This window comes from Shewanella corallii (assembly GCF_023349125.1).
GTDB lineage: Bacteria > Pseudomonadota > Gammaproteobacteria > Enterobacterales > Shewanellaceae > Shewanella > Shewanella corallii.
Genome location: NZ_JAKIKT010000002.1, coordinates 124402 through 151321, shown reverse-complemented (window position 1 = coordinate 151321; position 26920 = coordinate 124402). Strand labels below are relative to the sequence as shown.

Annotated in this window: 29 protein-coding genes; 12 read left to right on the top strand and 17 right to left on the bottom strand. The window is 50.7% G+C overall.

The annotated features are described in order from the left end of the window. Positions 1 to 9 precede the first annotated feature (9 nt). From L2725_RS05940 to L2725_RS05905, 8 genes are all read right to left on the bottom strand, one after another. Positions 10 to 1860 (bottom strand): DUF885 domain-containing protein, encoded by a 1851-nt coding sequence (locus L2725_RS05940; RefSeq protein ID WP_249248129.1) that lies wholly within the window; start codon positions 1858 to 1860, stop codon positions 10 to 12. Positions 1861 to 2043: 183 nt separating this feature from the next. Beyond that, a complete protein-coding gene (hemW, locus tag L2725_RS05935; RefSeq protein ID WP_249248127.1) occupies positions 2044 to 3198 on the bottom strand; it encodes a radical SAM family heme chaperone HemW in 1155 nt (384 codons plus the stop codon). Further along, positions 3195 to 3794: an RdgB/HAM1 family non-canonical purine NTP pyrophosphatase gene (gene rdgB / locus L2725_RS05930; protein ID WP_249248126.1), complete on the bottom strand. Its 600-nt coding sequence runs from the start codon at positions 3792 to 3794 to the stop codon at positions 3195 to 3197. Before rdgB ends, hemW begins: the two co-directional genes overlap by 4 nt. A 124-nt stretch (positions 3795 to 3918) precedes the next feature. Beyond that, positions 3919 to 4350, bottom strand: coding sequence for a DUF4426 domain-containing protein (locus L2725_RS05925; protein ID WP_249248125.1), 432 nt, complete (start codon positions 4348 to 4350; stop codon positions 3919 to 3921). Positions 4351 to 4428: 78 nt separating this feature from the next. After that, positions 4429 to 4716: a DUF167 family protein YggU gene (gene yggU / locus L2725_RS05920; protein ID WP_248935008.1), complete on the bottom strand. Its 288-nt coding sequence runs from the start codon at positions 4714 to 4716 to the stop codon at positions 4429 to 4431. Continuing rightward, a complete protein-coding gene (locus L2725_RS05915; RefSeq protein WP_115135705.1) occupies positions 4717 to 5265 on the bottom strand; it encodes a YggT family protein in 549 nt (182 codons plus the stop codon). Positions 5266 to 5310: 45 nt separating this feature from the next. Then, the gene (proC, locus tag L2725_RS05910; protein WP_346429388.1) at positions 5311 to 6147 is read right to left on the bottom strand and encodes a pyrroline-5-carboxylate reductase; all 837 of its coding nucleotides are present in this window, start codon (positions 6145 to 6147) and stop codon (positions 5311 to 5313) included. Positions 6148 to 6189: 42 nt separating this feature from the next. Beyond that, positions 6190 to 6888: a YggS family pyridoxal phosphate-dependent enzyme gene (locus tag L2725_RS05905; RefSeq protein WP_249248124.1), complete on the bottom strand. Its 699-nt coding sequence runs from the start codon at positions 6886 to 6888 to the stop codon at positions 6190 to 6192. Positions 6889 to 6923: 35 nt separating this feature from the next. Here L2725_RS05905 and L2725_RS05900 point away from each other — a divergent pair, with 35 nt between their 5' ends. From L2725_RS05900 to hemH, 4 genes are all read left to right on the top strand, one after another. Then, positions 6924 to 7961 (top strand): type IV pilus twitching motility protein PilT, encoded by a 1038-nt coding sequence (locus L2725_RS05900; protein ID WP_248935005.1) that lies wholly within the window; start codon positions 6924 to 6926, stop codon positions 7959 to 7961. A 9-nt stretch (positions 7962 to 7970) separates the two neighbouring features. Continuing rightward, the gene (locus L2725_RS05895; RefSeq protein WP_248935004.1) at positions 7971 to 9083 is read left to right on the top strand and encodes a PilT/PilU family type 4a pilus ATPase; all 1113 of its coding nucleotides are present in this window, start codon (positions 7971 to 7973) and stop codon (positions 9081 to 9083) included. Between the two features lie 115 nt (positions 9084 to 9198). Then, positions 9199 to 9729, top strand: coding sequence for a glutathione peroxidase (locus tag L2725_RS05890; protein ID WP_249248123.1), 531 nt, complete (start codon positions 9199 to 9201; stop codon positions 9727 to 9729). A 181-nt stretch (positions 9730 to 9910) separates the two neighbouring features. Then, the gene (hemH, locus tag L2725_RS05885) at positions 9911 to 10924 is read left to right on the top strand and encodes a ferrochelatase (protein WP_249248122.1); all 1014 of its coding nucleotides are present in this window, start codon (positions 9911 to 9913) and stop codon (positions 10922 to 10924) included. A gap of 49 nt (positions 10925 to 10973) precedes the next feature. Here the strand turns inward: hemH and L2725_RS05880 are convergent, their stop codons facing one another. From L2725_RS05880 to yciH, 4 genes are all read right to left on the bottom strand, one after another. Then, the gene (locus L2725_RS05880; RefSeq protein WP_249248121.1) at positions 10974 to 11699 is read right to left on the bottom strand and encodes a hypothetical protein; all 726 of its coding nucleotides are present in this window, start codon (positions 11697 to 11699) and stop codon (positions 10974 to 10976) included. Positions 11700 to 11914: 215 nt separating this feature from the next. Further along, positions 11915 to 12334, bottom strand: a complete 420-nt coding sequence (gene ruvX / locus L2725_RS05875; protein ID WP_248935000.1) for a Holliday junction resolvase RuvX — start codon at positions 12332 to 12334, stop codon at positions 11915 to 11917. 53 nt (positions 12335 to 12387) lie between these two features. Next, positions 12388 to 12951 carry a YqgE/AlgH family protein gene (locus tag L2725_RS05870; RefSeq protein WP_248935526.1) on the bottom strand — a complete coding sequence of 188 codons (564 nt, stop codon included), beginning with the start codon at positions 12949 to 12951 and terminating at the stop codon, positions 12388 to 12390. A gap of 26 nt (positions 12952 to 12977) precedes the next feature. Further along, on the bottom strand, positions 12978 to 13307 hold the full coding sequence (gene yciH / locus L2725_RS05865) for a stress response translation initiation inhibitor YciH (RefSeq protein ID WP_249248120.1): 330 nt from the start codon (positions 13305 to 13307) through the stop codon (positions 12978 to 12980). Between the two features lie 264 nt (positions 13308 to 13571). Between yciH and L2725_RS05860 the strand changes: the two genes are divergently transcribed. Beyond that, positions 13572 to 14141 carry a DUF4136 domain-containing protein gene (locus L2725_RS05860; protein WP_248934998.1) on the top strand — a complete coding sequence of 190 codons (570 nt, stop codon included), beginning with the start codon at positions 13572 to 13574 and terminating at the stop codon, positions 14139 to 14141. A gap of 60 nt (positions 14142 to 14201) precedes the next feature. Here the strand turns inward: L2725_RS05860 and L2725_RS05855 are convergent, their stop codons facing one another. Next, the gene (locus tag L2725_RS05855; protein WP_249248119.1) at positions 14202 to 15080 is read right to left on the bottom strand and encodes a LysR family transcriptional regulator; all 879 of its coding nucleotides are present in this window, start codon (positions 15078 to 15080) and stop codon (positions 14202 to 14204) included. Positions 15081 to 15193: 113 nt separating this feature from the next. On the opposite strand from L2725_RS05855, the gene L2725_RS05850 reads away from it, so the two are divergent. From L2725_RS05850 to L2725_RS05840, 3 genes are all read left to right on the top strand, one after another. Next, positions 15194 to 15646: a PACE efflux transporter gene (locus L2725_RS05850; RefSeq protein WP_249248642.1), complete on the top strand. Its 453-nt coding sequence runs from the start codon at positions 15194 to 15196 to the stop codon at positions 15644 to 15646. Between the two features lie 112 nt (positions 15647 to 15758). Continuing rightward, complete coding sequence (locus L2725_RS05845; protein ID WP_249248118.1) at positions 15759 to 16316, top strand: OmpA family protein; 558 nt, start codon at positions 15759 to 15761, stop codon at positions 16314 to 16316. Between the two features lie 34 nt (positions 16317 to 16350). Then, positions 16351 to 17175, top strand: a complete 825-nt coding sequence (locus L2725_RS05840) for a mechanosensitive ion channel family protein (protein ID WP_115135692.1) — start codon at positions 16351 to 16353, stop codon at positions 17173 to 17175. Between the two features lie 74 nt (positions 17176 to 17249). On the opposite strand, the gene L2725_RS05835 is transcribed toward L2725_RS05840, so the two are convergent. After that, a complete protein-coding gene (locus L2725_RS05835) occupies positions 17250 to 17891 on the bottom strand; it encodes a trimeric intracellular cation channel family protein (RefSeq protein ID WP_115135691.1) in 642 nt (213 codons plus the stop codon). A gap of 281 nt (positions 17892 to 18172) precedes the next feature. Between L2725_RS05835 and ltaE the strand changes: the two genes are divergently transcribed. After that, a complete protein-coding gene (gene ltaE, locus L2725_RS05830) occupies positions 18173 to 19180 on the top strand; it encodes a low-specificity L-threonine aldolase (protein WP_249248117.1) in 1008 nt (335 codons plus the stop codon). Between the two features lie 200 nt (positions 19181 to 19380). Next, positions 19381 to 19749: an acyl-CoA thioesterase gene (locus L2725_RS05825; RefSeq protein ID WP_248934994.1), complete on the top strand. Its 369-nt coding sequence runs from the start codon at positions 19381 to 19383 to the stop codon at positions 19747 to 19749. A 21-nt stretch (positions 19750 to 19770) separates the two neighbouring features. Here L2725_RS05825 and L2725_RS05820 read toward each other — a convergent pair whose 3' ends face one another. The 3 genes from L2725_RS05820 to L2725_RS05810 form a co-directional block, all read right to left on the bottom strand. Continuing rightward, a complete protein-coding gene (locus tag L2725_RS05820; RefSeq protein ID WP_249248116.1) occupies positions 19771 to 19974 on the bottom strand; it encodes a hypothetical protein in 204 nt (67 codons plus the stop codon). Positions 19975 to 20236: 262 nt separating this feature from the next. After that, the gene (locus L2725_RS05815; RefSeq protein WP_249248115.1) at positions 20237 to 21538 is read right to left on the bottom strand and encodes an NAD(P)/FAD-dependent oxidoreductase; all 1302 of its coding nucleotides are present in this window, start codon (positions 21536 to 21538) and stop codon (positions 20237 to 20239) included. Positions 21539 to 22015: 477 nt separating this feature from the next. After that, entirely contained in the window at positions 22016 to 22372 is a 357-nt protein-coding gene (locus L2725_RS05810; protein WP_115135686.1) for a cytoplasmic protein, read from the bottom strand. A 221-nt stretch (positions 22373 to 22593) separates the two neighbouring features. Between L2725_RS05810 and L2725_RS05805 the strand changes: the two genes are divergently transcribed. Both L2725_RS05805 and L2725_RS05800 read left to right on the top strand, forming a co-directional pair. Next, entirely contained in the window at positions 22594 to 23739 is a 1146-nt protein-coding gene (locus L2725_RS05805) for an efflux RND transporter periplasmic adaptor subunit (RefSeq protein ID WP_249248114.1), read from the top strand. Positions 23740 to 23751: 12 nt separating this feature from the next. Beyond that, positions 23752 to 26892 carry an efflux RND transporter permease subunit gene (locus L2725_RS05800; RefSeq protein WP_249248113.1) on the top strand — a complete coding sequence of 1047 codons (3141 nt, stop codon included), beginning with the start codon at positions 23752 to 23754 and terminating at the stop codon, positions 26890 to 26892. The last annotated feature ends 28 nt before the right edge of the window (positions 26893 to 26920 follow it).

The following is a 26920-nucleotide window of genomic DNA, read 5'->3' as shown; positions in this document are numbered from 1 at the left end:
CTTGGGTAATTAAGCCTGACGGGCCTTAACCTCAGCCACCCAAAGGTCAATCTGCTCTTCCAGTACATCCAGCGGCAGCGGACCATTCTTCAACAGCAGGGTATGGAATTCACGGATATCAAACTGATCGCCCAGGCTGGCTTTGGCGTTTTCTCTCAGTTCCAGAATCTTAATCATACCAACTTTGTACGCGGTCGCCTGAGATGGCATCACAATGTGACGCTCCACCATTTTGACCGCATCCGACTTGGCGTTGGGGGTATTGTTTACATAGTATTCAATGCCCTGTTCACGGGTCCACTTCTGGCTGTGAATGCCTGTGTCGACCACCAGGCGACAGGCGCGCCACAGCTCCATCGCCAGTCGGCCGAAGTCTGAATAGGGGTCCTCATACAGGCCCATCTCTTTCGGGAAGTACTCTGTATACAGTCCCCAGCCCTCGGTGTAGGCGGTATAGCGGCCAAATCGACGGAATTTGGGGATACCTTCCAGCTCCTGAGCAATGGCAATCTGCATATGGTGGCCCGGTAAACCCTCATGGTAGGCCAGTGCCTCTGCCTGATAGGTTGGCATGGCCTTCATGTCATACATGTTGGCGTAGTAGGTTCCAGGGCGCGAGCCATCCGGTGATGGCTGGCTATAGAAAGCCTTACCGGCAGACTTTTCACGGAATGCTTCTACCGGCTTTACTATCAGGCTTGCTTTGGGCTTGATGCTGAACACTTCATCCAGGCGCGAATCCATATTGTCGATATAGGCTTTCGCTTTGGCGATATAGGCTTCACGGCCTTCCTGAGTGTCAGGGTAATAGAACTGAGGATCGTCACGCATAAAGGCGAAGAAAGCCTGCAGATCGCCCTTAAAACCAACCTTCTTCATAATGGCACGCATTTCATCGTGAATACGGGCAACTTCCTTCAGACCCAGCTGGTGGATTTGCTCAGAGGTGAGATCTGTCGTGGTGGTCTGAGCCAGGGCCATGTTGTAATACTCATCGCCCTGGGGCAGCTTCCAAACCCCGTCCCGGGTATCGGCTTTCGCCTGCAGCGACTCAACATAAGTGATCAGTGAGGTGTAAGCGGGCTCTACCGATTTCAGCAATGCTTCATTGGCCTCGGCAATCAGTTGCTGCTTTTCGGCCTTGGAGATCTCCAGTTTGCCTACCTTACGTTTAAAGTCGGCCAGCAAGGTTGAGTCTTCGCCTTCGGCAAAGGGGGCACCCTGAATGATGTTTTTACTGTCAGACAGCACATGGTTGAATACAAACTTTGGCGCGATAATACCGCGGTCAGCTTTTAACTGCAGATCGGCAATCAACTGCTTGAAGCGTTCATCTATGCCATTAAGGCGACTGATGTAAGCCTGGGCGTCTTCAACACTGGTGATGGCATGCTGGTTAATCAGGAGTGCCGGTGTGGTGGAATGTACACCGTACATCTGATTGACCGGGTAGCTGTGATGACGCCATTTAAAGTTGGCAATCTGATCTTCCAGACCTTGTTTGGCCAGAGAGTATGAGATGCGCGTCTGATGGTCCAGTTGCTCAGGATCTATGGTGTTCAGTTGGGCAAGATGTTTTTTGGTGCGGTCCAGATCCTGCTGACGGGCAGATTCGCTGATCTCATCCCATTTGCCATAGTCCTGTTTAATACCCAGATAGGTTTGGGTAATGGGGCTGGCCATGACATTTTCCATAAAAATGGCTTCAAACAGCTCATTGGCACGTGCTGATTCAGCCTGGATTTGGGCACTGGTGTACTCCCTGGCTGGCTCAGATACCGTGGAAGAAGGGGCGGTGGCACAGGCTGACAGCAACAGGGCAGACAGGGCTGCTGCAACAAGTGTCTTTGTTGTTTTCATTTTTTGGGCTCCTTGATCGAATCTGTGCATCATCCTAAAGGAGCTTGGGTTAAATTTCTGATCTTTTTGTTAGTGAATGTTTCTATGAGGTTTTTGTCCCGTTTTTGATTTGGGATTTGGCGTATCAGCGCAGGCCATTGTGGGACAGATAAGAAAGCGGCCCTGAAGACCGCTTTTTACGACTCAGCAGAACTGAGACAGCAGGTCATTGACAAAGAAGTGGCCTTTATCAGTGAGTGTCCAGTGAGTGTCCGAGACTGTAACCAGGCCTCGCTCTGCACCTGACGCCATACCCTGCTCAACCACAGCTGCCGACATTCCAGTTCTGGCTTCAAACTCCGCCTTTGGAATGGGAGTCATCAGCCGCAGACGATTCATCAGGTACTCCAGCGGTCTGTCTTCGGAGTCGACTTCAACAGTGTCATAGTTGTAATCATCAGCATCCAGATAACCCCTGGGATGCTTAATCTTAACTGTGCGCACCATCCTGTCAGTTTCCGGCAGAGTGATTTTTCCATGGGCGCCGCAGCCAATCCCCAGATAATCACCAAACTGCCAGTAGTTAAGATTGTGACGACACTGAAATCCCGGTTTGGCATAGGCTGAGATTTCGTACTGTTCATAACCCAGCTGGCGAAGCTTCTCCTGTCCCTGGCGATAGATATCCCACAAGGCTTCATCATCAGGTAGCTGAGGTGGGCGCGAATGAAACAGGGTGTTGGGCTCAATGGTGAGCTGATACCAGGATAGGTGCGGTGGATTAAGCGCTGCTGCCGTGTCGATATCAGCCATTGCCTGTTCAAGGTTCTGATCCGGCAGACCATGCATCAGATCCAGGTTAAAGCTCTTATAACCGGCTTTTGCGGCCAATCTGGCTGCTGTTTGCGCTTCGTCTCTGTCGTGGATGCGTCCCAGCAAATTGAGCTTATCTGAAGCGAAGCTTTGCACGCCGATAGACAAACGGGTCACGCCGGCAGCGCGATACGCGGCAAAATCATCATGTTCCAGAGTACCAGGGTTGGCCTCCATGGTGATCTCAATATCCGCTGCGAATGGAATACGGGATTCCACACCATCCAGCAGCTGCTTAATATGCTGAGCATCAAACAGTGAAGGCGTGCCACCACCGATGAAAATGCTGTGCAGCGAACGCCCCTGCACATAATGTAAATCTGCGCTCAGGTCTCTGAGCAGTGCCTGAATGTACTCAGCCTGAGGCAACTCACCGTGCTGGCCATGGGAGTTAAAGTCGCAGTAAGGGCACTTCTGTACGCACCAGGGAATGTGCACGTACAAGCTCAGTGGTGGTAATTCCAGAGAGAAAGATACACTGCTCAAGCCAGTTGTCCTTTTTCAGACATGGCTTTCACCAGCAGCTCAAGGGCCTTACCTCTGTGACTGACCGCATTCTTTTCATCGGCTGACAGCTGAGCGGCCGAGCGGGTTTCATTTTCAGGGATAAACACAGGATCGTAGCCATGACCCTGTTCACCAACAGGTTCAAAGCCAATACGGCCTTCCCAGCTTGCCTGACAAATAACCGGCGTAGGGTCTTTGGCATGACGCATATAAACCAGCACGCACTGGAAGCGGGCAGAGCGTTGCTCAACGCCCTCAAGATTGGTCAGCAGTTTTTGATAGTTACCCACTTCAGTCGCATTGTCGCCACTGTATCGGGCTGAATAGATCCCCGGTGCACCATCCAGAGCTTCCACTTCCAGACCAGAGTCATCGGCAATCGCTGGCAGGCCAGTGATTTCGGCGGCGTGACGGGCCTTGATAATGGCATTTTCCACAAATGTTGTGCCGGTCTCCGGGACCTCCGGGACATCAAACTGACTTTGGGGCAGCACTTCTACCTTAAAGTCCTGCAGCATCTCGGCGAATTCTTTGAGTTTTCCTTTATTGCCGCTGGCAAGCACTATCTGTTTCATTAGGTTTATCCGGTTGAATCGAGTTGCCGAATCATACCGAATCGCAGGCGGTGAAGGTAGTCAGGGGATACTGTGCAGAATAAAAAACAGCGCCGAAGCGCTGTTTTTTTGGATGGGTTAGACCCTAGTCTACATAAAACCTTTGCTGAAATTTGAGCGTGGTATTCAGCTCGCGTCCATGCTTGATACCAATTTGAAAGTGCATGGTTTCATCATTGCGGTAGGGCACTTCAGCGATGTAGTACACAGCTTTGCCTTCGCGGATCTCTTTGAACTCAAGTTGGATACTGCTGTCGAGCAGGTTTTTGGCAACGCCGGATACCTCCACAGGGACACCGGTTGGCACCTTATCTTTGCTGTTTAAGACAGAGATATTAACTATGCCAGTGTAGTTACTGCGGGTGAGTCCATAGGCTTTGGCAATGGCCGGGGTCAAAAAGGTACTGCCAAATGCCTGGTAGTGAATGGTGTAGTCACCAACCGTTTGTTCATCTGCTTGGGCCGGGAACCATACTGAACAGGAGAGCATGACCAGGGCCAGGACGAGTCGAATCATATTAGGTACCTCTGCAGAAACGGGCTTCCAAGTATAAATTTTGTTAAATCCAGACACCAGCAGATTTGAACTCAACAGCTACAACAGAGCCTGAATACTGTCCGGGATCAGTTTCGGGGAGGGGATACGTATCTGTTTGTGCCGACCCAATTCCCCTTTGAGGATACATACGTCTCCTTTGGGTACTTTGAACAATTTGGCCAGATATTTGGTCAAATGGGCGTTGGCTTTACCGTCTACAGGCGGGGCAGTAATAGCCACTTTAAGTTCTTCACCATGCAGACCAACAATCTGGTCGCGACTGGCTTTGGGCTGGATATAAAGATTAAGCAGCAGGTCGCCCTGCTGCATACTGACTGCTGCCATTTACACGTTGGCCCAGAATGGGATGTACTGGCTCAGCAACAGGTTCAGGAAGTTCATACCGATAAGTACCAGCATGACAGACAAATCCAGGCCGCCAATAGGAGGAATGATTTTGCGTACCGGCGCCATAACAGGCTCTGTCAGCTGTTCAATCACCATAACGATAGGGTTGTAACCGTTGTTAAACCAGCTGAGGATAGCCCGGATAATCAACATCCAGAACAACATAAAGCCAGCTTTCTTGATTACAGCAACCAGAGAGAACAGGGCAATGACGACAGGGTCAATCGCAGCGCCGGCAACCAGAGAGATAGCGATTAGCTTGGCCACGACGACCAGAATTGCCAGCACCACGGAGGCGGTATCCAGTGAGCCTATGGCTGGGAGTACCCGACGCATAGGAGCTACCAGTGGATGAGTTGCCTTCACCACAAACTGGCTCAATGGGTTGTAGAAGTCTGCTTTGGCCAGCTGCAGCCAGATACGCAGAATCACGACCATCAGATAAAGTTCAAACAGGGTGTTGATAAGAAAAATCGATGCATTCATGCAGTTTTATACCTTTTAAAATCAGGAGTATGACCTAAATAAAATTTAGAATGTGTCAGCCATCTCTTCTGCGCGTTTGATGCAGTTTACCATGGCGCGCTCCACCAGATTACGCAAGTCACCCTCTTCAAACGTGGCCAGTGCCTGAGCCGTAGTGCCCCCTTTGGAGGTCACGTTTTCCCTGAGGTTTGCCACACTGAGTTCTGGGTTTTGTATCACCATTTCGGCGGCGCCCAGGGCAGCTTGTTGCGCCAGTTGTCTTGCCTGGGCTTCATCCATGCCCAGATTCTTACCGGCATTGATCATGGATTCAATAAACAGGAAGAAATACGCCGGTGAACTGCCAGCCAGGGCTATCACCAGATTCAGGTCTTGTTCGCGGTCAACCCAGGTGATGTCGCCGCCGGTTCGCATCATCTGCTCAGCGAAGGCTTTGTCTGTGTCAGACAGCTCAGGATGGCTAAGCAGTCCGGTCATACCCGCGCCAATTTGAGTTGGCGTATTGGGCATGGTGCGGATCAATCGCAAAGGTTGCTTCAGATAATCACTGTATCTGTGGGCAGGAATACCTGCTGCTATGGTCAGAACCAGTTTATTGCTGAAATCAATATCGGCCAGTTGATTACATACCTGCTCCATTAACTGGGGCTTAACTGACAACACCACCACATCAGCCTGTGAAGCTGCTTCATGGTTATCCTGAGTGACCCGAATACCAAAATCCTGCTGCAGTGCGTCCAGTTTGCCCCTGGATGGGTTACTGGCAGTGATCTCCTGCGCCGGATAACCACCGCGAACCAGGCCACTGATAATTGAACGGGACATATTGCCCGCACCGATAAAACAAATTTTTCTGGATTCCATGTCGCTCTCTTTGTTGATTGCTTGCTGTTGTTATTGGGGCTGGACCATAAAAAACAAGGTTTAAGCTTTATATTCCCTCGCACCGAAGATAGCGCTGCCGATACGTACCATGGTGGAGCCATTGGCAATGGCTTGCTCCAGATCTCCGCTCATTCCCATCGACAGAGTATCGACCTTGGGGTAACGGTCTTTCAGCAGGTCATAGCAGGCCTTCAACGCGGCGAATTCCCGGCTTTGCTGTGCGATATCGTCGGTATCTGTTGGAATTGCCATCAGACCTCTCAAGGTCAGGTTGGGCAAGGCTGCGATAGACTCAGCCAGCGCCAGCATACCATCAGCGTCTATCCCTGATTTGCTGTTCTCTTCACTGATGTTGATCTGAATACAGACATTCAGAGGTGGCATCTGCGCCGGGCGCTGCTCATGCAGGCGTTGGGCAATTTTGTCGCGGCTGATTGTATGCATCCAATCGAAGTTCTCTGCCACCAGACGGCTTTTGTTGGATTGCAGTGGGCCGATAAAATGCCACTCGATATCCGGGTACCGGGACTTGAGTTCGGTGACTTTTTGGACGCCTTCCTGAACATAATTCTCGCCGAAAGTGCGCTGGCCTGCTTCATAGGCTTCTATAATCTGACTAATCGGCTTGGTTTTGCTGACCGCCAGGAGCTGTATATCCTTGGTTTGACGGGCGCATTTTTGCGCAGCCTGTTCAATCCTTTGCTGGGCGGCCGCCAGTCTGTCTGCTATTGTTATCATGGTGTAATTAATAAGTCTAAGGGACGTCCAAAACAATGGAAATCACTGAGTTACTAGCCTTTAGTGTAAAGCATAATGCCTCGGATCTACACTTGTCTTCCGGTGTTCCACCCATGATTCGTGTGGACGGTGAAGTGCGTAAGATCAATGTTCCTGCTTTGGATCATGAAGGGGTGCATCGTCTTGTCTACGACATTATGAATGACAAGCAGCGCAAAGACTACGAAGAACATCTGGAAATCGACTTTTCCTTTGAAGTGCCGAACCTGGCCCGTTTCCGTGTGAATGCCTTTAACCAGTCCCGTGGTGCGGCAGCGGTATTTCGTACCATTCCCAGTGATATCAAATCGCTGGAAGAGCTTGGTGCGCCAGAGATCTTCAAGAAAATCTCCTCTTTCCCCCGTGGTCTGGTGCTGGTCACCGGCCCGACTGGCTCGGGTAAAAGTACCACGCTGGCGGCCATGATTGACTATATCAACGAGAACCGCCACGACCATATCCTGACCATTGAAGACCCGATCGAATTTGTTCACAACAATAAGAACTGTTTGATTAACCAGCGGGAAGTTCACCGTCATACCCATAGCTTTAATGCTGCACTGCGTAGCGCGCTGCGTGAAGATCCTGATGTGATTCTGGTGGGTGAGATGCGTGACCTGGAAACCATTCGTCTGGCGATGACTGCTGCTGAAACCGGTCACCTGGTATTCGGTACCCTCCACACTACCTCGGCAGCCAAAACCATTGACCGTGTGGTCGACGTATTCCCGGCGGGAGAAAAGGACATGGTACGAACCATGTTGTCTGAATCTCTGCAGGCAGTTATCTCTCAGACCCTGATTAAGAAAGTGGGTGGAGGGCGTGTGGCGGCCCACGAGATTATGATGGGCACGCCGGCGATTCGTAACCTGATTCGCGAAGATAAGGTTGCCCAGATGTATTCTGCTATTCAAACCGGTATGGCGCACGGTATGCAGACGTTGGAGCAGTGCCTTCAGAATCTGGTGAATCGTGGTTTGATTACCCGTGAAGACGCTCAGTCCAAGAGCGGCAACAAACAAGCGACTTTCTAAGGAATTAACATGGACGTTCGCTCATATTTAAAAATCATGGTGGAGCGTAAAGCCTCTGATATGTTCGTCACAGCAGGCTTCCCACCCAGTGCCAAAATTGATGGTGAGTTGCAGCCCATAGGTGAAGACAGACTGACTCCCCAGCAGTCGGTGGCCTTTGTCGAAGCTTTGATGACAGATGCGCAGAAGCAGGAGTTTCGTGACACCAAGGAGTGTAACTTTGCTTTTGCTGCCAAGGAGCTGGGACGTTTTCGTGTCAGCGCTTTCTGGCAGCGTGAGTCAGTTGGCTGCGTGATGCGCCGTATCGAAACCAAGATCCCTGATGTTGAAGACCTGAAGTTGCCACCCATCCTCAAAGATCTGGTGATGAGTAAGCGCGGATTGGTGATCATGGTGGGTGGTACAGGTACAGGTAAGTCGACCTCTCTGGCAGCGTTGGTGGGCTATCGTAATGCTCATTCCCGGGGGCATATCCTCACTATTGAGGATCCGGTGGAATTTGTGCACAACCACAATCAGAGCATCATTACCCAACGTGAAGTAGGTATCGATACCGAGAGTTTTGATGCTGCCCTGAAAAGCTCGCTGCGTCAGGCACCGGATGTGATTCTGATTGGTGAGATCCGCAGCCAGGAAACCATGGAGTTTGCGCTGTCCTTTGCTGAGACAGGTCACCTGTGTATGGCGACATTGCACGCCAACAACGCTAACCAGGCGCTGGACCGTATCATGCACCTGGTGCCTGAAAGTAAGCACCATCAGTTGCTGTTTGACCTGTCATTAAACCTGCGTGGTATTGTGGCTCAGCAGTTGGTGCCGCGTATTGATGGCAATGGCCGTCGGGCGGCGATTGAAGTGCTGATCAACACCCCAAGGGTATCCAGCCTGATCCAGAGTAATGAACTGCACTTGTTGAAGGATACTATGGCCAAGTCCAATGAACAGGGGATGCAGACCTTTGACCAGGCGCTGTTCAACCTGTATCAGGAAGGGGAGATCAGCTACGCCGATGCGCTCCACTGTGCGGATTCGCCAAACGATCTGCGCCTGATGATTAAGCTTAACAGCAATGAACCTACCAGCAGTGGCCTGATGGACAATGTGACCATCGACCTGGATTGATCAGCGTCGATTACCGCAATCTGCTGAGATAAATAAAAACGGGGATCATTATGATCCCCGTTTTGGTATATTTCGTACTTGGACTCGGACAGAGAAATAAGGAAAGGTATCTGTAATGAAAGCAAAATTGGTGGCGTTGGCGCTGGGATTAGTGACCACTGGCGCATGGGCAGATTGCCCCGAGTACCTGAACTATGAGGCCAAGCGCCTGCATTCCAGCGAGCGGGTAAATCTGTGTGAACTGACTCAGGGGAAACCTGTACTTATCGTCAATACTGCCAGCAACTGTGGTTTCACTCCCCAGTTCAAGCAGTTGGAAGCCCTCAATCAAAAGTACAAAGATAAAGGGCTGGTGGTGATTGGCTTCCCATCCGACGACTTTTTTCAGGAAGAGGATGATGAGAAGAAAACCGCCGATGTCTGTTACCTCAATTACGGCGTGAAGTTCACTATGCTTTCACCTTCCGCCGTGCGTGGCGGCGATGCCAACCCGGTATTCAAATATTTGAATGATAAGTCAGCTTCACCAAAGTGGAACTTCTATAAGTATGTGGTCAGTGGTGATGGTGAGCAGGTGCAGCAATTCAACTCCAGAGTCACCCCTGACAGTGAAGAGCTCACTCAGGCTATTGAATCTGTGCTTTAATCTCGCCCGATTGCGGTTTCTGCCTGCAATGGGTCCCGAATTCTGACCTCAATCAAGTTTTTCTGTATTAGAGTTGTGATAAACCATTCCCTTCCATGCAGGGAACTTCAACGCCGGAGCCGGGCCTCCGGCGTTTGAATGAACAGCAACACCCAAAATTTATTAAGAGAAAGAGGCTGTTTTGGCAAACTATATTGGAATAACCAAGGAACAGGGCCATGCCGCCCGGGGTAAAACCGGGGTTTTGTTGGTTAACCTGGGGACTCCTGACGAACCGACCACACCGGCGTTGCGCCGCTACCTGGCCGAGTTTCTGTCTGATCCCCGTGTGATTGAAGTACCTCGTCTGATCTGGAAGGCGATTCTGCACGGCATTATCCTGCGTACCCGTCCGGCCAAATCCGCTGAAGCTTACCGCGAAGTCTGGACAGAAGCGGGTTCGCCCTTGATGGATATCAGTGTGCGACAGAAGGCAAAGTTGCAAACTCTGCTCAGTGATTCCGGCTCAGAGGTCAGTGTGCATCTGGCGATGCGTTACGGCAACCCATCGGTGGCCAGCGTGATGCAGGATATGCAGCGACAGGGCATAGATAAAATCGTTGTTTTGCCCCTGTATCCTCAGTATGCCGCGCCGACCACAGGGTCAGTATTTGATGCCATCGCCCTTGAGTTGATGAAGTGGCGCTATGTGCCTTCATTGCACTTTATCCACACTTATCACGACACCTGCGAGTATATCGACGCATTGGCAGCATCAATTCAGCGTGACTTTGACGCCAATGGCAAACCGCAGAAGCTGGTGTTGTCTTATCACGGGATGCCGGAAGATTATCTGAAGAAGGGTGATCCCTATTACTGCTTCTGTATGAAGACCAGTCGACTGGTCGCACAAAAGCTGGGGTTGGCTGATGATGACCATATGACCACTTTCCAGTCCAGATTCGGCAAGGCTGTGTGGTTGCAGCCCTATACGGATGAAACCATGAAATCATTGCCCGCAAAGGGAGTGAAGGACGTGGCTGTGGTGTGCCCTGCATTCAGTGCCGACTGTCTGGAAACGCTGGAGGAGATCGCCGGTGAAAACCGTGAGTACTTCGAAGAGTCCGGTGGTGAGACCTTCCGCTATATTCCCTGCCTGAATGATGACGACCAGCACATCAGCATGATGGCGAGTCTGATAAAAGCTTACCTTTGATAACCCCTGGGCAGCCATTGCAGTAATGGCTGCCTTCTTCTGATACCCGTTAACTTCTGGGCTGGATTAGCTCAAGATAAAGCTGATTTTGCTGTTTCAAAGCCTGCCTGTCATTTCCCGGGTTTGATTGATGAAAGGCGTCAAATGCAGTCTGATTCTTCCATTCTGTGATCATGGTGACCTGGGGTTGATAGAGATAACCAAACAGCGAGTGTCCCTGTTCCAGGTCCAATTTAACCTTCCCGCCAAATTTATTAATCCGGTCCAATTGTTGCTCCCGGAACGTTGCAAATTTCTTTTTATCTTTTGGCCAGTAGGCACTCAGTACATATATTTTTTCCGGGTCAAACTGCATGGTGATGTTCCGGGGGACATAGTAGTGGGTCATATTAAAGGTTGACCAGTGGTCGAATCGTCGGGAATGCAGGTCGGGCACAGCCTGTTCCAGGGTATCCAGATATCCGGCCCTGTCAGTCATATCTCCCGGCCAGCTTGCAATCGCCAGGGTATCCGGGAAGTAATTACCACTGATAGGCTTTCGGTTGATGCGAAATGCAATAACTGGCTCATATCCCATGGTTCGGGCCTTGGGGCCTACATCCCGGAAATACTGTTTCTGGTCTTGTCTGGTGCTTTCTATTGTGTTGAGAAACAGCAGGTCAATGACGTGATCTTTTTTCAGGACCACCTTTGTTTCGGCGTAAGCCTTGGTTGTGCCCAGAAGCATGAGCAGTGGTAACAGCGTTGAGATGGTTTTGGTCGCAATTGAACGCATAATACATTTCCCCGTTTGACAGTCTGAATGTGAAATACAGGCCTTTTCCATGCTGGAAAGTCAGGATTTAAGCTAGCGCTTGCGGGGAAGGGGAGCACCAAGGTTTTGGTGAGAAAAAAGGTTAGTTTGTATCAGTTTGTAATACTGTAAAGAGGCGGGGCAGCAGTTATCTGTGCTGAGTGGCTGCCCCAGTCGAGTTTATTAATCCACAGCCCCTAATACTGACTTTCAAAATAGCTTTCGATAATCAGCACTGCGGATACGGCATCGACCTGATCTTTGGTCAGTGCTTTATATCCACCCAGTTCAAACAGTCTGGCCTTGGCATCGGCCGTGGTCAGGCGCTCATCCTGAGTGGCAATTTTTACGCCGAAACGACCATTGATACGGTTGGCAAATTTGCGCGCTCGCTGGGTCATCTCCTGCTCTGTACCATCCATATTCAAGGGCAAGCCAACCACCACCAGATCCGGTTGCCACTCTTTGAGCAGGGCTTCTATCTGTTCCCACCTGGGAATACCATCAACGGCTTTAAGTGAAGTCAGCGGTGAAGCGCTGCCGGTCAGCTGCTGGCCAATGGCGACACCAATGCTTTTGGTGCCATAGTCAAAGCCCAGAACGGTTTGTGTACTCATCTAACTCTCTTACTTTGTGAGATGGCAGAAAATATATTCCGCCCTTTAAGCTGTTACGCGTGCCCGGTTTGTTGTGACATCTGCCAAACATCAAACCCCAGAGAACGGGTTGCCTGTTGCCATCTGTCTTCAAAAGGGACATTGAAAATGATTTCATTGGTTGCGGGAATGGTCAGCCAGGAGTTTTCTGCCAGTTCCTGCTCCAGCTGGTCTTTACTCCAGCCGGCATAGCCCAGAATAACCATCGCCTTATCCGGGGCCTTGTCTGTACCCAGGGAAGTCAGAATATCTCTGGAGGTGGTCAACATCAGATCGTCGGTCAGGCGTTCACTGTTGCTCCAGTTTGGCTGTGGTGTATGCAGGACAAATCCCCGCTCAGGATTGACGGGGCCACCGACCATGACGGGGTGATCCAGGCTGTCGTGATGCCTGATAACCGGCGCCTGCAGTTCCATCTGTTCCAACAGGTCAGCGACAGGGATCTCAAACGGGCGGTTGATAACCAGGCCCATGGCGCCTTTGCTGTCATGTTCACAGATGTAAACCACAGTGCGTTCAAAGAAGGTGTCTTCAAGGGACGGCATAGCAACCAGGAAGTGGTTGGTAAGACTTTGCATCATCATAAAACCCCCTTTACCGGTTATCAGCCGCCGGCAAGTTTGACCTGATAACCCAGCTTTTCGAGCAGTGATTTTAGTTGCTCACGGTTATCGGTCTGAATCTCGATATCAAACTCTTTGACTGTGCCACCACAACCACACTGCTTTTTCAGCTTTTGAGCCAGTGGCTTAAGCTCCTCTGAGCCCAGTCCCAGTCCTTTAATGACGCTGACTCCTTTACCTTTTCGGCCCTTTGAATCTCTGTGGATACGGACAATGCCATCTCCCTCGGGAACAACTTCTGTTTCAGGCTCAGGTTCGATGCGGCCCTTATCAGTACTGAAGACTAAAGCGATATTGGGATCGATTCTCATAATGCTGCTTAATAGGGAATGATTGACTCAGCAGTGTAGCAAATTCACAGGCTTTCAGATACTGATGCCTCAGCCATTCAGCGACTTGTAGATTGATGCCTAAAGTTTTAAGGTGAAAGGAGTTTTTATCTGGTTGCCCTGAAATCTGACCCAGCATTTAAATAAATTTGCGCAAACTTCAGTCGATTTGCTGCACTTTTTCGTGATTCTGTGGTCGAAGGGGGAACCGTTCTAATTTTCTGCATCGAATCAGGTGGGATACTTATGAAAAATATTATGCTTGCCGCTGTTGTGCTGATGCTCAGCGCCTGCAGCTCAATCAATACCAACTGGGATTACAACCCGGATGTTGATTTTAATCAGTTCAAAACTTTTGCCTGGGCGACATCAGTTAATGATGGCTCAGAGTATCATCTCGATGGCTTGATGGACGCCAGAGTCCGTAATGCTGTGGATGACCAGCTTGAGCTGAAAGGGATGAAGCAGGTGCCGATGGAAGAGGCTCAGCTGCTGGTGAACTATTTGACCAAAGTTGATACCAAGGTGGATGTGGACACCTTTACCACCAACTATGGTTACAACCCTTACTACCCATACTATGGTCCCGGTTGGGGCTGGGGTGGTCAGTGGGGACAAACCCACACTCAGGTGCGTGAATATAATGTCGGCACCTTGATTGTGGATCTGGTTGATGCCAAGACCAAACAACTGGTTTGGCGTGGCAGCATTGCTGACACCATTAAAGACCACAAAACGCCCCAGGAGCGTACCGCCTTTATCAACCAGGCAGTGGCTGACATTATGGCCAACTACCCGCCAAAGCCTGAGCAGTAAGCCAAAGCTGCGTTATGTCAAAAAGCGACCTCATGGTCGCTTTTTTGTTTTTTGAAGGAGTCAGTCCAACATGCCCTGAATTAACTGCCTGAGTCTTCTGCCAGCCAGAGTTGATGCATCCGACGCGTGCTGGATAAGATCAACATTAGCGTGCCAGCTGAGGTTTTCCGCCTCTAAAGGGACTCTGACAAGTTTACCTGTGTTTACCGCTTCGATAGCTATGTGTCTGGGCAGCATGGCCCAGCCGAATCCTGAGATAGCCAGTTCATTCAGTACATAGTAGTTATCCGCATACCAGACATCCGGTGACAGCGGCATGTTAAAGGTGCTGCCAATCTCATTACGGGAACCTATCACCAATTGCCTGTGTAACTTGAGCTGCTCAAGGGGCACAGCCTCGCTGCTTGCCAGCAGATGTTCCCGGCCAACCAGTACATCAAATACCACTGTTCCTATGCTGTCGAAGTGCAGGGAGGAGGGGTACTCCAAAGAGGAGAACACCAGGCCGGTTCCTGCCCTGCCATGCTCAACCAGATCTATGATGTCGGAGCTGGTAGCCGCCAGCATTTCTATAGCGATACCGGGAAATTCCCGGGAGATTTCGTTCAGTACGTGTAGCAGTTTTCTGACCGGAATGCCTTCATCCAGTGCCAGCGTCAGTTTTGCCGGCTGTTGATTTCCCAGAAGCTGTATCTGCTGCTCCAATTTGCGCTGTTGAGCCAATACGGCTTTGGCATAGGGCAATAGCTGGCTGCCTGCGTCGGTCAGAACAGGGTAGCGTCCTTCGCGAATAAACAGGTTTTGGTCGGCATCGATTTCCAGGTTGATCACCTGCTGGCTAACCGCAGATTGCACCTTGCCCAGGGCTCTGGCGGCAGCAGAAAAGGAACCATGCTCAACAGTGGCGACAAAGCAGGCGAGTTGTTCAAGGCTATACATATCGATAAACCAGATAGTATCTAACTTTTAAGTATCATTATGCATGATGATAATGGCCGGGTCTTGTGAATTTCCCTGTTTATGGAGTGATTGATATGCAACAAACCAAGGTGATGGGCACCAAAGAGAGAGTCTTTCATGCTGTGCTGTTTGAAGCGCTTGCCCTGTCCCTGATTATTCCCCTGACGGCGCTGATCACCGGCAAGGGGACCGGCTCTCTGGCTATGGTAGGTGTGGGCCTTAGCTTTTACACAGTTATCTGGAACTACATCTATAACGTCTGGTTCGATAAGGCCTGCGTGGTGCCGCGGGATCAGCGCAGTCTTAAGACTCGTATTGCGCACACCATGGGGTTTGAGGGCGGTTTGGTATTTGTCACTGTACCGGTAGTCGCCTGGTTCCTGGATATAAGCCTGTGGGCGGCATTGGTGCTGGAGGCCGGATTCCTGGTGTTTTTCTTTTTCTACGCCATGGCATTTAACTGGAGTTACGACAAAGCCAGAGCCCGGTACCTGGCATCTAAACCCGCAGAGATTCAAAGCGAAAATAAAGCGGCTGAGTGTTAGTCTTACGGTATGGATGCCGTTTGTTTACCTGATTGAAAAATCGACGATTCCTTTGCACTCTCCCCGGGATTAGGCTATACCGGATTAAGGAGTTTTTCAGGAGACAAAAAGGATGAGCAAGTGGCCCCTTGCGCTGCTGTTATTCAGTTGCGCCCACAATGTGTTTGCATGGTCAGACACAGATATTGATGGCGTACCGGACCTTAAGGATGCCTGTCCCGGAACGCCCAAAGGCCTGGCTGTACTGGCCAATGGCTGCACCAAAGAGCCCTTGAGCCAACTCTGTCTTCCCACCGACAGTGGCAGTAAATATCCCTCAGATTGTGCAGCCGCTGCCCGGGTGGCAGTCCATTTCCTTACCGGAAGTGCTCAATTACCCCAGAATCAATGGGCGACACTGGCCGATATAGCGCGTTTCCTTAAAACCTACCCTGATACCCATATGTTGCTGGCTGGTCATGCCGACACTCAGGGGGGCGACAAGATCAACTTGCCCCTGTCACTGGCGAGAGCCGAAACCGTCAAACAGGTATTAATCGCGGACTATGATGTTGGCGCAGAACGATTAATGGTATCCGGAGAGGGAAGTAGTATGCCAGTGGCAAGTAACCTGGATAATAAAGGCAAATATCTCAATCGTCGGGTTGAGTTTGTTATAAAAAGCAATTAGCTTTGTAACATCTTTTTACATGGTGGAGTAAATCATGAATGATCTAAATGGATTGATGGAGCAAGCTCCTGACTTAATTATGACTTATGGCATTAAGCTGATTTTTGCCATTATCATTTTTATAGTTGGTAAGTACTTCTCCAATCTAGCCCGCAAAATAACAGTTAAGCTGCTTAAAAAGCGTAAGATAGATGACACGGTAGTCAGCTTTGTCGGTAATATTTCATGGGCGCTGGTATTTACCCTCACCATTATTGCCACTCTGGGACAAATCGGTGTACAAACCGCTTCTCTGGTCGCCGTGGTGGGTGCTGCCGGTCTGGCTGTTGGCTTGGCGCTGCAGGGGTCACTGGCTAACTTCGCTGCCGGAGTGTTGATGGTGCTGTTCAAGCCATGCCGCGTGGGTAACTATATCGATGCAGCCGGTGTATCAGGCACTGTGGATGAGATCACCATCTTCTCTACTCGGTTGCTTACCCCTGATAATAAGGTTGTCGTTGTGCCAAATGCCGCCATTATGAGCGGTTCTATTACCAATTATTCTGCCATGGACACACGTCGTGTCGATCTGGTCATTGGCGTTTCCTATGATGCTGACATTAAACAGGCGAAGCAGATCCTGTGCGACATTCTGGAAAACAACCAGTACGTGCTGAAAGACCCTGCTTACACAGTGGCTGTGTCTGAATTGGCTGACTCTTCAGTAAACTTTGTGGTTCGCCCATGGGTGAAGACAGGCGATTACTGGGGTGCGTATTTTGAGCTGACAGAAACCATTAAGCTGGCGCTGGATGAGGCCGGTATTGGTATTCCATATCCTCAAATGGATGTGTATGTCAAAGAGACTCCTGCTGCATAAGATGTGCGCAGATAACGAAAAGCCGGCGATGACGCCGGCTTTTTTGTGTCCTCAGATTGGCAGCAGCGCTGTAATCAGTGACCGTGTGTGTCTATCTCTGCCTGATAGTCAAAGGTAGGCATAGACCACTTGTATTTGAGGGCCAGCATGCGGAAGCTGAAGCCAAAGCTCAGACACATGATCAGATTCACCCATTCAGTGACACCCAGGTAGCTCAGGCCGATATAAAGACTGGCAGTCATCAAAGAGATAATGGCGTACAGCTCTTTACGGAAGATCAGCGGCACTTGATTACATAAAATATCCCGGATAACCCCGCCAAACACACCGGTTACCACACCCATAACCACCGCCACCACGGGGCTGAAGCCAAGCGCCAGGGTTTTTTGAGCACCAATAATGGAGAACACAGCCAAACCCAGCGCATCGATCGCCAGAAACAGTTTGGACAGATAACGCATCAAAGGAGCGATAATGACTGTCAGCAGCGATGCAAACGCAATGGCGATCAGATAGTGGACATTCTCCACCCAGATAATGGGATAGTTGCCCAGCAGAATATCTCTCAGGGTACCGCCACCGATCGCTGTGGCACAGCCGATAATGACAACACCAAACAGGTCCATCTGCTTTCTGCCGGCTGCCAATGCGCCGGTCATAGCTTCGGCGAGAATACCGATTAACCAAAGAAGGCTGATGAATTGTGCTTCTTGCATGAGTACTGGACCTGTGACCAAAATGGAGGAGAATTTTGCCTTAAAACCTGTGACTCTCCAACAGATAAAATATAAAAATATACATTAGATTAACTAATCTAAATGATTTCGATTGTTGGCGTTTGGCACTGTTTTTGTGGGTAGGTTAAGTATTTGCAGATGCTTGGTTTATTGATATGGCTAATGCTATTGGTATTTTTATTTGCAATTATTGTAACTTGATCGCAAATTCGATGTTTGATTGATGTTTTTCCATGAATGCAACATTTACGGAACCCGAAATGATAGATTTTCGCAGTGATACAGTAACCCAGCCCACAGAGGCGATGCGTAAGGCCATGTATGTAGCCGAAGTCGGCGATGATGTTTATGGCGATGACCCCAGTGTCAATGAGCTGCAAAGCTATGCCGCCGATCTGCTGGGCTTTGATGATGCCCTGTTTGTTTGCTCTGGCACCCAGGCTAATTTGCTGGCCCTGATGGCGCACTGTGAACGCGGCGATGAATATATCTGTGGTCAGCAGGCTCACAACTACAAATTTGAAGGGGGCGGCGCAGCTGTGCTTGGCAGTATCCAGCCTCAGCCACTGACTAACCTGGCTGACGGCACCATTGCCCTCGATGATATTCGCAGTGCCATCAAGCCTGACGATATTCACTTTGCCCGTACCAGACTGATCAGCCTGGAGAACACTATAGGTGGGATAGTATTGCCGGAGTCTTTCCTGGCGGATACTCAGGCGTTGGCTTTTGAACACAGACTGAAAACCCACCTTGATGGTGCTCGTCTGGCCAACGCTGCGGTAGCCAGTGGTCGCAGCATGGCCCAGATCAGCGAGTACTTCGACTCGGTTTCTCTGTGTTTGTCCAAAGGGCTGGCAGCTCCCGTGGGTTCTCTACTATTGGGTGATGAGAGGTTAATCGCCAAAGCCCGTCGCTGGCGTAAAATGTTGGGTGGCGGTATGCGTCAGGCAGGTGTCCTGGCTGCGGCAGCAAAACTGGCTCTGACCGAGCAGGTCGAGCGTTTGGCTGAGGATCACGATAACGCCCGATTGCTGGCTACTGAGTTGGCGCAGATTGATGGCTTTGAGTTGGATATGGGCCGGGTGCAGACCAATATGGTATTCGCCAAAGTCGCCGAATCCATAGATGTGAAAGCGTTGGCGGCCGGTCTGCGGGAGCAGGGAATTTTGATCACCCCAGGCGCAACCCTGAGACTGGTGACTCACAAAGATATCAGCGGTGTAGATGTGGTTAAGACAATACAGGCGATTAAATCCTGTCTGTGAGGTAGAGTCGGGGGCCAGTGGATTAAAGTGACTTCCGGTACTGACTTGGTGCAAGCTTCACCCTCACAGTGCAATAAAGCCAGCCTGAAATCGAGGCTGGCTTTTTATTTTATTGATTATATTGAGATTTAATTATTGGCACTGTTTCTGCAATTCCTTTACAGCAAAAGCAAGACAGCTGGTTTGTAAAGGAGGTCAAAATGAAGTTTTACAGTCGACACTGGGTTAAACCCGAGCATCTGAACCCTGCCAATACCTTATTTGGAGGGCAGATCCTGGCGTGGATTGATGAGGAGGCGGCGATATTTGCAGCCTGCCAGATGAAGAGTGAGCGCCATGTCACCAAGTTGATCTCAGAGATTAATTTCCTCCAACCTGCCCGTCAGGGGGATGTACTGGAGTTTGGTTTTGAGCTGGTCAGCATGGGCTCAAGCTCGATAACTGTGGCTTGCCTGGTGCGCAATAAAGTGACAGGGGAGCCCGTGGTGGCGATAGACAAGCTGGTATTTGTCCACGTGGATGAACAGGGTAAACCGGCTCCCCATGGGATTAGAGCCAATGCCGCTTGATATCAGAGGCCGCAAATAGGGTTATTGGCTCTTAACCTCTTCTTTAACTGATTTGACCGCGTCCCGGGATGCATGACCAATGGCTCTGGTGGCATCCCGCGTCGCATGACCGATTTCCGTGGTCGCCTCTTTGGTGGCATGACCAATCTCTTTTCCCGCTTCCTTGAACTGGGCGCAGGCGGATAAGCCAGCAATCAAAAGCACAGGAATAATGATTTTCTTCATGGGTTCTCAACTCCTTCGAAAGTGATATCGCCGGAATATACCACTTTACTCACTGGCCTGATGACATTAACAGCACAAAACCTGAGCTGAGTAGGTGTCAGTCGGGCATAACCAGTGTGGTATTGGCAATCGCTCGAGGCTTACCGGAAGATGGCCGGTTTACGGCGTCGTAATGATGTCACTGTATTGGGTCGTTACTGAGTCAACCACTGGATAACAAAAAGCCCGGCTGGTTGCCGGGCTTTTCTATGATTTCAGCGCATCAGTGCAGTTTCAGATGCGGATGGATGATACGGCTGATACCTTTGGCCAGCATCAGCAGGGTGCCACGTACCACACCGTGCAGTTCGATCAGGTGACGACGGTACAGTGAGGTGTAAACGAAGCGGGCAATCTTGCCTTCAACCAATACACCGCCACCGATAAAGGACATCAGGTTACCCACGGTATGGAAGCGGGACAGGTTCACCAAAGAACCCAGATCCTTGTACACATACTCATGACGCGGTGCGTGACCATCGATCATCAACATGATGTTGTCAGCTGTCATCAGTGCCATCTGACGGGCGCTCTGACCACGTGGTGGAACAAAGCTGCCATCAGCCTGAGGACAGGCGGCGCAGTCACCGATAGAGAAGATGCGCTCGTCCAGCGTGGTTTGCATATTCTGCTTAACCATCACCTGGTTGATGTTGTTGCTCTCCAGACCACCGATATTTTTCAGGAAATCAGGTGCTTTTACGCCTGTTGACCAGATCACCATGTCCGCAGGCAACTCAACACCTTCGGAGGTGGTCAGACTGTTGCTGTCGACCTGGGTAATACGGGTATTGGTCATGACGTTAACACCCAGCTTTTCCAGCTCACGGGTGACAGACTCTGAAATGCCCGGCTTTTCTACCTTAGGCAGAATACGGTCGTCGGCTTCAATCAGGGTCACTTCCAGCAGACTGGTGTCGATCTTGTAGCCAAAACCGCGCAACTGCTCAACGGCGTGATGCATTTCGGCAGACATCTCTACACCAGTGGCACCGGCGCCAACCACTGCAATCTTGATCTTGTCTTCCAGCTGTTCCTGGCTGGCGTAGCGCATAAACTTGTTCAGCAGACGCTTACGGATAGCCATGGCTTCTTCAGTGCTGTCCAGAAATTCGCAGTGCTCGCGAACGCCCGGGATACGGAAATCATTGGCAATGGAGCCAATAGCAATCACCAGGTAGTCATAGTCGATATGACGGGCTGGCAGCAGTTCTCGACCGGCATCGTCAAAAATAGGGGCCAGAATCACCTGACGCTGCTGACGGTCGATATCTGTCATGGCGCCTTGTTGAAAGTGGTAGCCGTGAGCCGCCGCATGACTGCGGTAGTTGAGGGCGTCAATACCCACATCCAGTGCGCCGGTGGCGACTTCGTGCAGCAGAGGTTTCCATACATGGCTGTCGGCACAGTCAACCAGAGTGACTTTTGCCTTGCCTTTGCGGCCCAGTTTATGGCCCAGTTTGGTAGCAATCTCCATACCGCCAGCGCCACCGCCGACGATAACCACATTGGGTTGCGTTTGCATAAATGCATGCTCCTTGAAGGAAAATAGAAATCGGATTCCGGGATGCTTTGTTATGGGAATTGTTGTTGCAGTGTCCGGGACAGTCTCATCTGAGCTGTGAATTGGGCGGAATCATATCAGTGTGGTAAAAATACGACAATTTGCATTTCAGAATATGTGTCTTTCATAAAAGCACGTAATCATTAATAACCTATTGATTTAAAGAGTTATTTGATTTCCATTTCTGGTGGTTTTGTCCGCTGGCTTTGATGGGTATTTCTTCAGTATGTGATCTATAACCATTTGTTAAGTGTTTTAATATCATTAGCTTAGGGTATTTGTGCTAAAGGTAGAGAAAATCAGCTGCAGCTGGCGGTCTTGCTGATTCGCCTGGACATTTACAGCTATTCTCTGGCGATTTCCCGGACCATAATAAAACAGCCCCGGGGAAGACCGCGGGGCTGTTTTGCTAAATTCTATATGGCAGTTAATTGCGCTTTACTGACTGATCTTTTGTTGAAAGTCAGTCAACATATGTTGGAAAACTTCACCGACATCCACATCTTTGTGGTTGGGGTCCTGGATTAGTTTGAAGGTTGCCAGCACATGGTTGTCACTGTTGACTCTTTCGTGCAGCAGTGCGTAATAGATTGGCCTGTCGGCTTGCTTTTTGATTAGCAAGGCGCCCAAATCCAACGCCAGTTCGCCTCCCTGATTATGCCAGCGATAGACTCTGTCCAGAGCGATTTCACTGGAATGGTTCATCTCAACATGGGTATGCCAATCAAAAGACTCCACATCTGATTGAGTCACAACCCTTACCGTGTAGTTGTACACCTGAGTGATAGCTGTCATCGCTCTACTCCCTGAATAGTGATTTTTTTCATCATGGTGAGCTTTTGACTGAGGGTCAAGCCAAAGCCTGAGGAAGTGTGAGTTGAAACCGGACAAATAATTCGGAACTTTAGAATATTTGTATAAACATCAGCCAATTGAGTGGTTGACTGGTTGATTAATTGTTACCCTGCATAGCGACAAATAAAAGTTTATAGATTCCGTTTTTGCAGGAGGCAAATATGGTCCGGATTTTTTCTGGTCGAGTTGGTTTGGTGTGGGGAGCAGCATTATTGCTTTCCGCCTGTGGAGAAAATCAGGCACCGGCACCACGGGCACTGCCCAGTGTGGTGGTCGCCAAAGCTGAAGTTCAACCGGTTCAGCCGCAGGCGGACTTTGTGGGACGGACCCAGGCATCAGAGGATGTCAGTATCAATGCGCAGGTGCAGGGGCAATTGCTTAAGCGTCACTTTGTGGAAGGGGATGATGTTGAGTCCGGCGCCTTGTTGTTTGAGGTGGATCCCCAGACCTTTCAGGCTCAGGTTGAGCAGCAAAAAGCCATGCTGACTCAGGCAGAAGCCTCACGGGATGTGGCCATCATGAACTGGGAGCGGGGTAAGAAGCTACTGCCAGACGGTATGATCAGTGCTCAGGATATGGACGAGCTCACCAGTCGAAAATTGACCACAGCAGCGGCTGTGGTGCAAGCGCAAGCTGCGCTGGAGGCTGCCCAGGTGCAGCTTGGACACACTAAAATCTATGCGCCTATCTCTGGCCGTATCAGTGACGCTAAGGTGAGTGTTGGTGACATTATTTCCCCTCAAACCCTGATGGCCAATCTGGTGCAGCTTTCCCCTATGTGGGTGACATTCCAGGCGCCTGAGCGAGCCTTAATCACTGCCCAGCAAAAGTTCCGTGAGAATCAGATGGGTGATTTAACGCTGGAGGATTTGATAGTCCGCCTGGAGCTGCCCAATGGCACTACTTTCGAGGAAACCGGCAACATCGACTTTGTTTCAAACCGGGTAGATGCCGCCACGGGAACTTTGGGCCTGCGAGCCAAATTTGATAACCAGAGTAAGCTGTTGTTACCTGGCCTGTTTGTCACTCTGATGATTGAATCGCCAATGAAAGATGAAGCTCTGCTTGTGCCCCAAAGTGCGGTGCAGGAAGACCAGCAGGGTCGCTTTGTGATGGTGCTGACTGCAGAGAATAAAGTACAGAAGCGTCTGGTGGAGCTGGGAGACCGGTTTGGTATCAACTGGTTGGTGATTTCAGGTCTTGAGGAAGGTGAAATGATCGTGGTGGATGGCTTACAGAAGATCCGTCCCGGCATTGAAGTCAAGGCGGTTGAGCAGGACGTTAAACCCTTCTCTGACACCCAGTAGCAAGGAAGCACTATGATCAGTCAGTTTTTTATCAAAAGGCCCAAGTTTGCCTTTGTGATTTCGACCGTGCTGACGCTGGTGGGGTTGATTTCAATCCCACTGCTGTCGGTGGCGGAGTTTCCCGATATCGCCCCCCCTCAGGTGAACGTCTCAACCAGTTACTCCGGTGCCAGCGCCGATATTGTGCGTGACACCATTGCCCAACCGCTTGAGGCTGAAGTGAACGGCGTGGAGGGCATGCTATATATGTCGTCCAAGAGTTCCAACGACGGCAGCTACTCATTGAGTGTGACCTTCGATGTGGGTACTGATGCCGATATGGCTCAGGTGAAGGTGCAAAACCGGGTGCAGCAAGCGACCCCGCGCTTACCGGAAGAGGTGAAGCGTCAGGGGGTTAAGGTTGAGAAGCAGAGTCCCAATATTCTGATGGTGGTGAACCTGGTGTCGCCGGATGAGACCTTCGACTCTCTGTTTATTACCAACTATGCCGGTTTGAATATCAAAGATGCCCTGTCCCGTCAGGACGGTGTTTCCAAGGTGCAGATTATCGGTGCCCTGGATTACGCTATGCGGGTATGGTTGGATCCAGACAAAATGGCCAGCTTTGGCATTACCGCCAAGGATGTCATTGGCTCATTGCAGGAGCAGAATATTCAGGTGGCGGCCGGTCGTATCGGTGCAGCACCTGTGAATCCGGATCAGCAGTTCCAGTACACATTGCAAACCCAGGGACGACTGCAGACGGTTGAGGATTTCCAGGCCGTGGTGCTCAGGGCCAATACCGATGGCTCCATGGTGATACTGGGGGATGTGGCCAGGGTCGAACTTGGCTCTCAAACTTATGATGCCCAGGGCAAGCTGGATAACAAGCCATCGGCGATTATCTCCATCTATCAGGCGCCGGATGCCAACGCGCTGGAGGTGGCTCAGGGGATTCGTGCCGAGATGGAAAGACTGGCCCAGAGCTTCCCCAAAGATCTGGAATACAAGGTGCTGTATGACACCACAGAGTTTGTTGAGACCTCTATCGATGAGGTAGTGCAGACCCTGTTTATCTCGGTGGCGCTGGTGATTCTGGTGGTATATATCTTCCTCCAGGATTTCCGCTCCACACTGATCCCTGCCATCGCGATTCCTGTCTCTTTGATAGGTACCTTTGCCTTCCTGCTGGCTTCAGGCATGAGTATCAATACTGTGTCTCTGTTCGCCCTGATTCTCGCCATCGGTATTGTAGTGGATGATGCCATTGTGGTGGTGGAGAACGTGACCCGACTGATGCAGGAGGGGATGGATCCGAAAGAGGCGACGGCCAGGGCGATGCAAGAGGTGACGGGCCCCATTGTGGCCACTACCCTGGTGTTGCTGGCGGTATTTGCGCCTACGGCAGTGATGCCCGGTATCACTGGGCAGATGTACGCTCAGTTCTCTGTCACCATCTGTATCTCAGTGCTTATCTCCTCAATTAATGCGTTGACCCTGAGTCCGGCACTGTGTGCCACTATTATGCGCCCGCCAAAGGAGCATACACAGGGCTTCCATGCGACCTTCAACCGTTACTTCAATCGCCTGACCGACAGTTACTCAGGTGTGGTTGCTACTCTGGTGCGCAAAACGACCCTGGTGATTATGGTATTTGCCGGGCTGATGGCCGCTACGGCTATTCTGGGCAAGACTCTGCCCACAGGCTTTGTGCCCATGGAGGATAAGAAAGCCTTTATGGTGGATATTCAGTTGCCGGATGGTGCTTCGCTGAACCGGACCGAAGCTGTGATGCGTGACCTGGTTGAACTGACGCTGAAAGAGCCCGGAGTGGAACATGTTATCCACGCCTCCGGCTTCAGTATTCTGACCGGCTCTGTATCGTCCAACGGTGGTTTGATGATTGTGTCCCTGTCTGACTGGAGCGAGCGGGATACGCCGGATATGGAAGAGAGCGCCATAGTTGCCAGGTTGCAGGCAAAGTACGCCGCCAATCCATCGGTTAATGCCATGGCCTTCTCGCTGCCGCCTATTCCTGGTGTCGGCAGCGTCGGCGGCTTTGAGTTTGTACTGCAGGACACTCAGGGGCGCTCAGCCCAGGAGCTGTCATCTGTGATGCGGGCTCTGGTGATGCAGGCCAGCCAACAACCTGAGATCGCTATGGCGTTCAGTAACTTCAGAGCCGATGTGCCGCAGATGTATGTGGATGTGGACAGGGCAAAAGCCAAAGCGCTGGGCATTCCGTTAACCGAAATATTCACTACTATGCAGACCATGCTGGGCTCCATGTATGTGAACGACTTTAACCGTTACGGCAAGGTGTTCCGGGTGATGTTACAGGCAGAAGGGGAGTTCAGGGATTCCGACAAGGATATCGCCCGTTTCTATGTGCGCAGCAGCAGCGGTGAGATGATCCCCCTGAGTACTCTGGTTAAGGTGACCCCGATTTTGGGGCCGGATGTGATCAACAGCTACAACATGTTCTCATCCACCACCATTAACGGCTTCCCGGCTCCGGGGTACAGCTCAGGTGATGCCATTGCCGCCATGGAAAGAGCCGCCGAAAGCCTGCCTGCGGGCTACAGCTTTGAATGGACAGGCCAGACCTTCCAGGAGATTCGGGCTGGTAATCTGGCGCCACTGATTTTCGGTCTGGCGCTGGTATTTACCTATCTGTTCCTGGTGGCTCAGTACGAAAGCTGGACCATTCCTTTTGCGGTGATGTTTGCTGTGCCTGTGGCAATTCTGGGCGCCTTTATCAATATCGCCCTGGTGGGCTCTGAGCTTAACCTCTATGCCCAGATTGGTTTGGTGCTGCTGATTGGCCTGGCCAGTAAAAACGCCATCCTGATTGTGGAGTTTGCCAAGCAGCTTAGAGAAGAGGGCAAGTCGATTCTGGATGCGGGGGAACTGGCCGCCAGGTTGAGATTCCGCGCCGTATTGATGACTGCCTTCTCCTTTATTCTGGGGGTTATGCCTTTGGTGATGGCCACAGGTGCCGGTGCCGGCTCCCGTCAGTCACTGGGTTACTCTGTGTTTGGTGGCATGTTGGCTGCAACACTGGTGGGAACTTTGTTGGTGCCGGTGTTCTACGTGATTTTGCAGCAGCTGAGGGAAAAGCTGAAAGGTCAGGGAGGCAATCTCTCCGCCGATGAATCCAGGTCAGCTTCCTGATGGCGAAGTGAATGACTGATAGATAAAA